Annotated in this window: 9 protein-coding genes and 1 pseudogene; 9 read left to right on the forward strand and 1 reads right to left on the reverse strand. The window is 59.7% G+C overall.

Annotated elements, in window-relative coordinates:
• The 9 genes and pseudogenes from EJC49_RS25775 to EJC49_RS18980 form a co-directional block, all read left to right on the forward strand.
• Positions 1-321 (forward strand): annotated as a pseudogene (locus EJC49_RS25775) (AAA family ATPase); the annotation flags it as partial.
• A 563-nt stretch (positions 322-884) separates the two neighbouring features.
• The gene (locus tag EJC49_RS18945) at positions 885-1,664 is read left to right on the forward strand and encodes a DNA-binding response regulator (protein ID WP_245453474.1); all 780 of its coding nucleotides are present in this window, start codon (positions 885-887) and stop codon (positions 1,662-1,664) included.
• Positions 1,661-2,248, forward strand: coding sequence for a hypothetical protein (locus EJC49_RS18950; protein ID WP_126701509.1), 588 nt, complete (start codon positions 1,661-1,663; stop codon positions 2,246-2,248). The genes EJC49_RS18945 and EJC49_RS18950 overlap by 4 nt, the downstream gene beginning before the upstream one ends.
• Before the next feature lies 1 nt (position 2,249).
• Positions 2,250-5,669, forward strand: coding sequence for a UvrD-helicase domain-containing protein (locus EJC49_RS18955; RefSeq protein ID WP_126701510.1), 3,420 nt, complete (start codon positions 2,250-2,252; stop codon positions 5,667-5,669).
• A gap of 60 nt (positions 5,670-5,729) precedes the next feature.
• Complete coding sequence (locus tag EJC49_RS18960) at positions 5,730-6,482, forward strand: multiubiquitin domain-containing protein (protein WP_126701511.1); 753 nt, start codon at positions 5,730-5,732, stop codon at positions 6,480-6,482.
• Entirely contained in the window at positions 6,457-7,638 is a 1,182-nt protein-coding gene (locus tag EJC49_RS18965; RefSeq protein WP_126701512.1) for a ThiF family adenylyltransferase, read from the forward strand. The genes EJC49_RS18960 and EJC49_RS18965 overlap by 26 nt, the downstream gene beginning before the upstream one ends.
• Positions 7,635-8,111: a ubiquitination-like system serine protease family protein gene (locus tag EJC49_RS18970; protein ID WP_126701513.1), complete on the forward strand. Its 477-nt coding sequence runs from the start codon at positions 7,635-7,637 to the stop codon at positions 8,109-8,111. The genes EJC49_RS18965 and EJC49_RS18970 overlap by 4 nt, the downstream gene beginning before the upstream one ends.
• A 620-nt stretch (positions 8,112-8,731) precedes the next feature.
• A complete protein-coding gene (locus EJC49_RS18975) occupies positions 8,732-10,210 on the forward strand; it encodes a hypothetical protein (protein WP_126701514.1) in 1,479 nt (492 codons plus the stop codon).
• 12 nt (positions 10,211-10,222) lie between these two features.
• Positions 10,223-10,696, forward strand: a complete 474-nt coding sequence (locus EJC49_RS18980) for a hypothetical protein (protein ID WP_126701515.1) — start codon at positions 10,223-10,225, stop codon at positions 10,694-10,696.
• 170 nt (positions 10,697-10,866) lie between these two features.
• Here EJC49_RS18980 and EJC49_RS18985 read toward each other — a convergent pair.
• Positions 10,867-11,526: SOS response-associated peptidase family protein (locus EJC49_RS18985; protein WP_126701516.1), on the reverse strand; the 660-nt coding region annotated here is incomplete at its 5' end.

The following is an 11,526-nucleotide window of genomic DNA, read 5'->3' on the forward strand; positions in this document are numbered from 1 at the left end:
ATCGACGCGCCCTGCGACCTCTCGCACATCTCCTGGATCATGACGGCCAACACCATCGAGCCGGTGCCGAAGTCGCTCCGCGACCGCTGTCGCTGCCTCCGCTTTCCGGAGCCCGGACCCGAGCATCTTGCCACGCTTGCCCACAACCTATTGGCGGAACGCTACCGCGACAAAGGATTCGATCCGAAGTGGGCGCTCCCGCTCGACGGGGTCGAGATCGCGGCGCTGTCGGCCGCGTGGCCGGGCGGCTCCCTCAGGGTTCTGCAGCGGCTCGTGGATAGGCTCATCGACGTCAGGGAGGCGAGCATGACCCGCTGCTAGCGCGCACGCGAAACCTTCAGCACGCGAGCACCGGCTGCCCCGCCCCTGCCTCGGAAAGCATCCGATTGTTCAGAAACTCTTGCGCCGCAATCTTCTGGCCTGGCGGGGCCCTGGGATGGTGGTGGAGATTTCCGGCCCGGCACTCAGCGGACGCTCAGCTCCCTGATCGCGCACTGTTGTGATTCCAAGGACTGCAAAGCGCCCGCCTGTCGGTCATTCGCACGGTTGGACCTATCCACCGAAAGCAGTCATCTCTCGCGGCCTCCACTCGCCGAACCGTGGAATAGCAAGGCTTAGGCCGCTGGCGGACACGTATCTACTTCTATTGGCGATGGATACTACCGAGCACTTAGTGGCTTGTGGTCGATCCATCTGAGACCGAGCAGTAGTAACTGTGGCTTTTCCAAGGTATTCACGTCGTGGGCTGAGTATCGAATCATTGAAAATGGTGACGGCATACGAGGCATATGGGCCGTCTCCCAATCCTGTTTTTTTGATTCCGGATGCAGCGAGTCTCGCCGATTAGGGTCGTGAAAACTGGCTGGCCGCGAAGGGAGAGCAAATTGATCGCTCCGCTCACGAAGCGCAAGAAGAAGGATGGAACGCTCTACGAGCGTCCTGAACAGATCGAGCAACTGCTACGGGAACTGGAAGGACTCGCGCGGGACGAGTTGATGGAGCGCTCGCTGATACGGGATCGCTCGAACCCTTCGTATATTCCCTCCGAATGTCTCGTATATTTTGTGCGTGCCTCTCGACGCGACAACTCGGAGGCTTGGTTCGAACGGTTGTATAAGACCCTGATCGAGCGGGTTTCGCGTGCCATTCCCCGTTCGGACGGGGTCGGAAACACGACGTCGCTCACCCAGGAGCGCATACGTGAGAAGGCGATAGGCCGCTTCATCGAACTCATCTCCGAAGACCGCAGGTCGCCGGGTGACCTTATGGATTTCTTCGAAGTGCGGTTCGACCTCGGCATCAAGCGACTCCGTCTGGATGCGCAGGAGCAGGCGTGGCGTGACGAGAATCGCAGCGTTGGCCTCGATGAAGCAGACACTGCCATGGAAAACGACTCCGGCTCTGTCATGGTCGACCGGCTGGCCGATGATATTTCTTCCGATCCGCTTTTCCGCCGGAAGCTTTATGCGGCGATTGGTACCCTGCCACCGGAACAAAGCAGGACCATGCACCTGCTTCTCAATGGGTGGCTTATCCACTCGAGCGATCCCGACGCCATGACCATCGCAAAGGCACTGAACTGTTCGGATCGCTCTGTTCGCAACTATAAAGAGCGAGCGCTCAAGACGCTCACGGCTCTGTTCAATCAAGGGGATGATCAATGACGGCCAGCCATCCGCCCCTGCGCCTTCAGGACGTACTCGATGAATTCATGATGGAGGACGACCAGGGATCAGAGGTGCTCGCACGATATGTCCGCGAGTATCCTCAGTTCACAGCGCAGCTTATCGACTTCTCGATACTTGCGGTCAGCGACGATAGCGACGACCAGAGCGAACTATCTGGGCTCGACCAGTCGAGGATCGACGCGGCCTGGATCGCGTTTTCGGCGCTCGACGCGAACGATACCCCAGCCTCCGATCCGCTCGCAAAGCTGACCGGAGAAAGAGGAAGGTCGGTCGCGCATGCTCTTGGCGTTCCGCGTCAGGTCGTGAGCTGTTTCAGGGAACACAAGGTGATCGCGTCCAGTGTTCCGGATGACGTTCTCCAAGTATTTGCGGACGAGCTCGAGGTGCCGATGGCCTATGTGATCTCGGCAATGAGCAAGCCAATCGAGGGCTTCGGGGGGAGGCAGTTCAAGGCCGACGGCAAGCCGTCAACCGGGGAACAGGTCAGCTTTGAGCAAGTCCTCATAGATGCCGGGGTTTCCGAAGCCGATCGATCGAGGCTTCTGTCCAAGGGAGGATGAAATGGATTCGGTCGAAATCGCTCGAAGGACGGCTGCGGACTTACACGCGCTCGTGGTCTCGATAGGCTTAGACCCCAGTGATCCATACGCCTTCGCGAAGGGAGCGGCTGATGCGCGTGGGCTGACCGTGGAACAGGCGAATCCTGGGGCTGCGAGCCTGAACAAAAGCCGTGCCACCTACATCCCGGAAGACGACCTCATAATCCACGAGAACAAGGGCTCTGTGTTCGATCAGGCGTTCCTGGTCGCGCACGAGATCGGCCATTCGGAGCTTGGCGACGCCGCGGTCGCGACAGCCAGAGAAGTCGAGCCGACGAGATCTGCAGAACCGTCTCCTGTCGGGATGGACCGTGTGGTCGACTACGGTCGCCGACAGCGGCGCGAGGTCCAGATGGACCTGTTTGCCAGAGAGCTATTGCTGCCGAGACCTTTGATGCGAAGGATGCACCTCGAAGACGGCTTGACTGCATCACAGATTGCGGAACGCATGAAGGCTCCGTTCGATGTCGTCGCGCAGCAGCTTATCGACGCCCTTCTCTTGCCTGTGATCGAGCCGCAAGAGAGTGTTCGCCAGGAAGCTAGCTTGAATACAGAGCAGGCTACCGCAGCCGACCATCGGGGGGCTGCCTACCTTCTCGAAGCGGGTCCAGGAACGGGCAAGACGCAAACGCTCACCGAGCGCGTGGTTCAGTTGCTCGATGACGGCATAGACCCACGCAGAATCCTGGTTCTCACCTATTCGAACAAGGCAGCGGGTGAGATGTCCGAGCGCATCGCCTCGAAGCGGCCGGAGGGAGCAGCCGCGATGTGGATGGGCACATTCCACGCATTCGGCCTCGATCTTGTTCGACGTTTCAATACCGAGTTGGGCCTCTCCGACAATCCGAGGATGATGGATCGTGTCGAAGCCGTCGAACTTCTCGAGGCGGAATTCCCGAAGTTATCTCTCGAGCACTATGTCGACCTTTATGATCCCACCCGGATGATTGGAGGCATCCTGGCTGCTATTTCTAGGGCGAAGGATGAAGTCGTCGGGCCGATCCGATACGGCGAGTTGGCTCAGGGGATGTTGGAAATCTCCGCGGCCGCCGGCCAGAAGGACCCGACAGCCGAAAAGGCGATGGAGGTCGCGAGGATCTACACAATCTACGAGAATCTGAAACGGGATCGAGACGCGTTGGATTTCGGGGATCTGGTAGCCTTGCCAGTCGAACTTCTGGAGGCCCGTCCTGAGATCGCGGCCCAACTTCAAGGCCTTTACGATCACATCCTCGTTGATGAGTATCAGGACGTAAACCGTGCCAGTATCCGGCTGCTGAAAGCCCTATGCCCCACTGGACGCAATCTCTGGGTAGTCGGTGATGCCCGGCAGGCGATTTACAGGTTCCGCGGTTCATCCCCGGCGAGTACACCGAGGTTCACTACCGTCGACTTTCCAGATGGAACGTCGTCTAGGCTGCAGCTGAACTATCGTTCCACAGACGAGATCGTCAGTGGCTACTCGGCCTTCGCACGAGAGATGACCGCGAGCAATACGGACGCGACACTTCGCGCCCACCGCGGCGCCAGCGGCAATCCCATAGAATTGCATCTGCTCGACACGAAGGACGCGCTCTCCGCCGCTATCGCGGACGCGATATCCGATCGTAACAAGGCAGGTGTCCAGTTCCGGAACCAGGCAGTACTCTGTACCGGGAACGAAAAGCTCGGCGAAATCGCACGTGACCTTGAGCGGCTGGGGATACCTGTCCTCTTCCTCGGTAACCTGTTCGAGCGTCCCGAAGTGAAAGACCTGCTCTCGTTCCTATCATTGCTATCTGACCGCCGTTCAATGGGGCTTGTTAGGGCCGCGTGCACGCCGGAATTCCCGATGTCGCTCGATGATGTCGGCTTGCTCTTCGAGGAGCTGAGCGACAGTGACGCGGTACCCATGTCGTGGTTGGCGACCAAGGCTGCCGCCAAGGTTTCGAGCACCTCGTACGAGTCCTTGAAGCGTCTGAAGGACGCCCTCGAAGGTTTCGATGCCGAGAGTTCTCCGTGGCATGTGCTGGTGACGCTCATGTTCGACCGCACCGGGCTTGGTGCCCGGATCGGCAGTGCCAGTTCCGTGGCGGAGCGCGCAGAGGGCATCGCGATCTGGCAGTTTCTGAATTTCCTCCGGATCCAGCCGTCGGGAAAAGGTCAGGCTGTCCCTCGGCTGCTCGACAGGATCCGCGTGCTCATGGCGATCGGCGACGACCGCGATCTCAGGCAACTGCCCGCTGCGGCGCAAGGACTCGATGCCGTCAGGCTAATGACCATTCACGGCGCGAAAGGGCTCGAGTTCGAATGCGTCCATCTGCCGGGACTCAATCAGGATACCCTGCCGGGCAACCCAAAGCTTCCGGAGTGTATCCCTCCCGACGGCATGATCGGCGACATCGAAGGGAGTGTTCCAGATGCCCTTCGCAGAGGGGATGCCGAGGAGCGCGAGTGCCTGTTCTATGTCGCCGCGTCCCGCGCACGGGATCGCCTGTTCATGTATGCTGTCACACAGAATGCAAACGGCGCCAATCGACCAACCTCCCGCTTTCTGTCGCGGTTGGGGGATTCGACAATGGTCAGGCGACCCAAGCCAAAGTTGACGCTGCCGCCTGCTCCGGAAGCCATCCCTGTCCCCCTGAGCATCGCAGGATCGATGCGGCTCAAGGATTCGCAGATTTCGATGCTGGACAAGGACAAATGCAAGAGGCGGTTCTTCTACACGCATATCCTCGGCATCGGTGGTCGCCGCACCGAAACCGATTTCATGAAGATGCACGAGGCCGCCAGGTCCGTTCTGCGTTCGATGGTTTATGAAGGCCTTGACCTCGATGCTGATGCCGATCTCCTAGCTGCCGTACATGTCGCCTGCGAAGAGCGAGGCCTCGAGAATATAGGTAGCCACAGCGCGCTGCGCATCGTCGCGACACGCCTCGTGACAAATTTCCGCGAGGGTCGAAGCGGCTATCGAACCGAGCGTCCGATCGATCTGGTGCTCTCAGTTGGCGACGACGAAATCTCTTATCGGCCCGACGACATCGTGATCGCAGCCGGCGGCAAGCGCATATATCGACGGGTGCAGACAGGTGTTCAGCGCGAATCGGATATCACCAAGTTGGGCGCAGCGGTCGCTTTCCTCGCAATCGCAGACAACGCACCGGGCTCGGAGGCACAAGTCGTCCATCTGACGAGCGACTCCACCGCACCGCTTTCGTTCACGCCGCAGATTCAGCGAAACCGCCGGGCAACGCTGCTCGATACCTTGGCTGATATCAGAGACGGGCGTTTCCCCTCGAAACCCAGCCAGCGCGTTTGCCCACGTTGTCCGGCTTTCTTCATATGTGGATCGATCCCGACCGGCACGCTGACCAAGAATCTCGGGGGACCGATTCCGGTCTGACGATCCTCCGCCGATTTTCCATTCGTAGCCGGACTGACCCGGCAGAATAAGGAAAATCAAATGAACTCCCCTGAACTTTACGACTATGACGACGTCGGCGAAGCGATCGCCGAAGGCCGCGCTCTTCGCCCGGCACGCGCTTACCGCATCCGCTTCGCACAGGACGGCCTCGATTTCACGCCGCTCCTGGTCTCCGATCCCGTACCTTTGGGTCGCCAGGTCATCGAAGCCGCCGCGCTCGATCCCGGTAAGGGTTACAGCCTCTTCGCCATCATCGCCTCCGGCGACTTCGAAGACGTGCGTCTGGACGAACCGTTCGATCTTCGCGGCAACGGCGCCGAGCGCTTCGTCGCCTTCCTCACTGATCGCGACTACAAGTTCGAGATGAACGGTCGCGAGATGCGGTGGGGAAAGCCTGCAATCAGTGGCCGTGAACTCGCCAAGCTGGCGAAGCCCGGTCCGGACGAAGGGGTCTTCCTCGATGTCCGCGGCGGGACCGACCGCATGATCGGGTCGTCCGAGCTAATCGACCTGAGCGCACCCGGTATCGAACGATTCTTAACGGCGCTGCGGCCGCCCGTCGAGATCGAGATCATCGTCAACACCCGCAAGAAGCTCGTCCGCGGTCCGACGATCACGTTCGAGGACATCGTCGCGCTGGCGTTTCCGGGTCCCCATGATCCGAACGTCGTGTTCTCGATGACCTACCGCAAGGCGGCCTCGGCGCCGCATTCCGGCGAACTCGGCCAGAACGGTTCAATCACCATCAAGCAGGGGACGGTCTTCAATGTCACACGCACTGTTCAGTCGTAGTCCCGACCTCGCTCAGCTGCGAGAGGAAGGCTACTTCATCCAACTCGTCGGCAGCTATCTCGTCATGCGGGAGGTTCCCTACGTCGATAAGGATCGCAAGGTCCGCAAGGGAACCCTCATCTCCACCTTGGTCCTCGCAGGCGACACGACCCGGAAGCCGGATACGCACGTCATGCATTTCGACGGCGAGTACCCGTGCGGTCCGGACGGCAAGCCGATCACGGCGATTTCGCATCAGACCCAGCACTTCGAGTTGGGTAACGGTCTGACGGCAGAGCATGCTTTCTCGAGCAAGCCCGATGGCGGTTACCGCGACTATCATCACAAGATGACGACCTACGCTTCGATCCTGTCAGGGTCTGCCGTAGTGCTGGACAAGTCCGCCACCCCGCGTCCGTATCGGGCGCTGGACGACGAGGATACCGAAAGCGTCTTCAACTATGTTGAGACCGCGTCGGCGCGTGCGGGCATCAGTGCGCTCACGGCCCGGCTCGCCAATCACCGCATCGGCGTCGTCGGTCTCGGAGGATCCGGCAGTTACATCCTGGATATGATCGCGAAAACGCCCGTAGCCGAAATCCGCATCTTCGACCCCGACGAATTCCTTCAGCACAATGCTTTTCGCGCGCCCGGCGCTCCTACACTGGCCGAGCTTCGGGAAGCACCGCTGAAGGTCGATTACTTCAAGGCAATTTACGGCCGCATGCACCGCGGCATCACTGCGGTGTCGGCAGCCGTGAAGCCGGAAACGCTGCATCTGCTTGAAGGTCTCGACTTCGTCTTCCTCAGCCTCGATGCCGGCGAGGCAAAAGCGGCGATCATTACGTGGCTGCACGACCACACCGTCCCGTTCATCGATATAGGCATGGGGCTGGAGCTCGGCGACCGTGGTCTGACGGGAATCCTGCGGGTTACGACCAGCACGCCGGAGAACCGCACCGAGGTCGCGGTCAATCCGCGCATTCCGCTCGCAGGCGGCGGAGCGGACGACATCTATGCCTCGAACATTCAGGTGGCCGAGCTCAACGCCTTCAACGCGATCCAGGCCGTCATCAAGTGGAAGAAGTTGCTGGGCTTCTATTGCGACCTCGAGGGCGAGCACCATTCCACCTACACGGTCGACGGAAACCTGCTGCTCAACGAGGATCAGTCATGATCAAGCATAAGAGCCTCCAGCATGTCTTCGTCGACAGCTTTCCGAGCAGCCTCGAACCGGGAAAGCTCTATGTCTCGGTCGAATACGGAAGTGTCGCTCACGGCTGCTGTTGCGGGTGTGGCGAGGAGATCGTCACGCCACTCACACCAACCGACTGGCATATCGTCTACGATGGCGAGACCATCACCCTTCACCCGTCGGTCGGCAATTGGACGTTGGCGTGCCGGTCACACTATATTATCCGCAAAGGAGAGGTTATAGAGGCGCCGGCTTGGTCTGACCAACAGGTCGCGGCAGAGCGTCGGCGAGACGGCCGGGCGAAGGCCGCATACTTCGGTACAACGCAAGCGGCGTCTCCGAGCATAGCGTCTACCGCGGTTACGCCCGAACGAGATGCCCCGCAATATTTGTTAAGCGGCAATATCGGCTGGAAGGCACGTATTCGCAGGTTTTGGACGAAGATTTTCCGATGAACCCTCCAGTTTCGGAGCCATTGGTATAGAAGTTTGAGCAGGTGCACTCTCAGCCAAACAAGGTGCTGCTCGTTTTCGACAAATGAGTGGGTAGAGAATCGAGCCTGAGTAGCTTTGCCGTGTCTATAGTGGCCCTCTTTGGAGGGTTTTGATCCATACGCATTTTTGATGCCCGAGGTGTGCTCTGAAAATTGCAGCCTCCTTGAATGGGCGGAAGCCTCCGTGGTCGTCCGACGGCATCTGACGCGGAGGGCAGCGATCTAATGGGCGCCACCTCGTACCCGACAGTCAGCAATCGGTCCCGAACTTTACTTGGCAGCTTCGTGATTCTGGAGCTTCGTCTCCAAGAACAGTGAACCCTCATTGCCCTCGCGGCGCACTTAACTCCCGCGCAGCCCATGTCGCCGGTTAAGCGAGCTGCAATCGAGCTTGTGCAAGGCGACCTGCAGATGATCCTGCGCCGACGGGAGTGCAAGGGGTCTGGGCGACCAAGGCTGCTCGCAAACACGCGTCACAACGCAATTGGGACGAGTATCCGGCTGAGCTCCGCCTCCCGGCTGTCCAATTGAGATTTGTGTGAATGGTGCAGTAGTGATGATACGCTAGCCGGAGGAGGCAAAATGGCAACGTATTTCCATGACTACTTTGGCGTCAGTCGGGATACGCTGGACGACTATGGGGCGTTCAATGTGTCCATAATCAACGACCTGCCGCTTTTTATAGACCCTTTTCTCCTCTTTCACAGCGCCAACCCTGAATATCAGAAGCTCCACGAGTCGATCCTCCATTACATCAGGTTTCTGCGTGACCAGGTCCTCGCCGGCCGCGTCAATGCTGATCGAATCAAGGCATGGTTTCACTTTCCGGAAGTGCGTCAGAACTGGATGGGCTTCTCGCTGGTGGGCAACGGCGGCTCGGGACTAGGCCGCAAATTCGCGGGAGCCCTGAGCGAGAATCTCGCGGACCTGTTTGCGGATTTCGGTGCCGAGAAGGTCTCTAAAAGCAGCCACCTGGAGAAGGTATGTCTCGTTCGGGACGGTGTCGGCCGCGACAACATCAGCGACTTCACGACCAACCTAATCATGGACTATCTCTGCAGCTACACCGAGGCCTTCGCGGTCGCCCATATCGACCCCAAGCTGCTCCGGAAGATCTGGGTGAACAAAGCCGTGTTCAATTACGGCACCGGTTCATGGGAACGTCGGCAGTACACACTTCCGTGGCTTGCTCGCGACAACGATTTTGTGCTGCTGACGCCGAAAGATATTTTAACCCGCGATGAAAACTGGATTAACCGCACCGACATGATCCGGGATTTTGACCAGATCCCGATGGCCATTCCCGACGCCGAGCTTCGCGGTCAGGTGTTCGCATATTTCGAGCAGGAGCTCGCCCGGCCTGCAGATGGCGAAGTAACTCAGCGCCAGCTCGATGAGGCTGCTGCCAAGACGTTCATCAAGTTTCCGCTGCTGGTGGACTACTACATCAGGCATAAGGAACAGACTGGCGAAAAGGCTGTGGACGTAAGCTCGGAACGAGTCACTGAAACGCAGCTGATCTTCGAGGAGCACGTCCGGGCGGTGCAGAAGCTCCTCGCCGCCACGACCGGCTTCTATGCCCTACCCGGCGGTACCTACGAAGAAACTCACCAGCGGCTTGCCTTCCTAAAGGATGTCATCGAGAACAAGGGAGGACACCGGATCTTCTGGCACAACGGCAAGGCAATTCAACGCGAGCAGGATCTGCACGTCCTAGCCCGCCTCATCTGGTTCGGCTCCCCGTCGGATGTCGGTGCGGAGGCCAACGATGGTCGAGGCCCGGTTGACTACAAGATCTCGCGCGGCGCTTTCGACAAGACGCTGATTGAGATGAAGCTCGCCAAGAACACCGCCCTACGGCGCAATCTCGAGAAGCAGCTGCCGATTTATCAGGCCGCCAGCAACGCCGAAAGCGGCATCAAGGCGATCATCTATTTTTCCCTCGAAGAGAGGATGCGAGTTACGGCAATTCTGAAAGACCTCGGCATCGAGGGTCATCGCGACGTCGTTCTGATTGACGCCAGGATCGACAACAAACCGTCCGCGTCCAAGGCCGCTTGAGCACAGATTGCGATGGAACAGCAGCTTTCCGAATACATGATGCGCTTCTCCAAATTCGAGTTCTTCCTCATGAGGATGGATCCTGCCTTCGTTCAGACGAATGCTGGGCAAAGAGTGGTGGGGGTGCAGTGGGAGGCTGTGGCAAGCAAGGTCGAGGCGGCTTTTCCCTGGGCCACCTTTGATTTCGCTTCCAGCAGATTTGACATCTTCAGGAACGAGCCACCGCAGTACCTGACGTTGCGGGGCGACGGTGAACTCGACTGGGACAGCGATGTGCAGCCGATTGAGTCCTGGAGCAGGCTTCTCACCCGATCGTTTGCTCAGCTACGGAACAACATCGCCCACGGCAGCAAGGGGAACCCGCCGCGCCCATTCACGCACGGACGAACGCCACTTTTTCTGAGTGCAGGCCATACGATGATGACCTTCCTTACGGAAGGGCTTTTCCCCGGGCAGTACTGGGATGAGCCGCTGAACTATGCTTAGCTAAGAGTCTATCGCATAGTGGACATCGGCACCAACACAAAGAGCGGGCACCACCCACCGCGGCTGTTTTGCAAAGGGCCGCTTTGCCGCCGTACGTACCCGCAACCTATCTGTCCGCTTCCGGCCCCGGTACGGTCTTGTCTGGGTCAGCCAATGCGCACTCCTCTCTCCTACGCTTCCGGCGAAGCTGGCCGCGGAACGATCTCAAGGGAACCATCCGGCAGTGGCCGCTGCAGAGCCTTCGCGTCCTCCCAAGACGCGGTCAGCCAGCGCTCCACCTCGTCGGGCGTCGTCAGCAGCACGGGCATGGCCTTGCTGTGCACCGCGCCAACGACGTCGTTCGGCTCCGTCGTCAGGAAGGCGGAGAGGTCGTCCTTCGTCAGGCCGTCCTTCACCTTCCGGACGCTCTCCCAGCCGGGCACCCAAAGCCCGGCGAAGAACATCAGCGGGCGGGTGGCGTCCAGGGCGAACCAGGCATTCGGCGTCGGCCCGCCATCGACCTTGCTGGCGGGGTCGGGCTCGGCGAACGAGGTGACGGGGACGACGCATCTGTGTTCGACGCCGAGCCACCGCGCCCAGTGGCGCGAGGACGTGTTGCGGACATTCGTCGTGCCCTTGTCCGGCTCCATGCGCAGGAGTTCCTTGAAGTCGAACGGCGCGCCCTTCGCCCTCAGCTTGTCCGCACGCTTCTGCGTTGCCTGCATTAGCGCGAAGGACGACGACGGCATGCCCCATCGCGTCCGGACCGCCTCGCGCCTTCCGGAAAGTCCGTTGCGGATGATCGGTGCCGTGCGGTCGGGCCACACGTCGATGGACGGCTCGAGATTTCC

This window comes from Aquibium carbonis (assembly GCF_003970795.1).
In the GTDB taxonomy this organism is placed as follows: domain Bacteria; phylum Pseudomonadota; class Alphaproteobacteria; order Rhizobiales; family Rhizobiaceae; genus Aquibium; species Aquibium carbonis.

What these genes read in the sequence shown, in the direction of transcription:
- EJC49_RS18970 (WP_126701513.1), top strand. Translation starts at nt 7,635, where the DNA reads ATGATCAAGCATAAGAGCCTCCAGCATGTCTTCGTCGACAGCTTTCCG.
- EJC49_RS18950 (WP_126701509.1), top strand. Translation starts at nt 1,661, where the DNA reads ATGACGGCCAGCCATCCGCCCCTGCGCCTTCAGGACGTACTCGATGAA.
- EJC49_RS18980 (WP_126701515.1), top strand. Translation starts at nt 10,223, where the DNA reads ATGGAACAGCAGCTTTCCGAATACATGATGCGCTTCTCCAAATTCGAG.
- EJC49_RS18955 (WP_126701510.1), top strand. Translation starts at nt 2,250, where the DNA reads ATGGATTCGGTCGAAATCGCTCGAAGGACGGCTGCGGACTTACACGCG.
- EJC49_RS18960 (WP_126701511.1), top strand. Translation starts at nt 5,730, where the DNA reads ATGAACTCCCCTGAACTTTACGACTATGACGACGTCGGCGAAGCGATC.
- EJC49_RS18975 (WP_126701514.1), top strand. Translation starts at nt 8,732, where the DNA reads ATGGCAACGTATTTCCATGACTACTTTGGCGTCAGTCGGGATACGCTG.
- EJC49_RS18965 (WP_126701512.1), top strand. Translation starts at nt 6,457, where the DNA reads ATGTCACACGCACTGTTCAGTCGTAGTCCCGACCTCGCTCAGCTGCGA.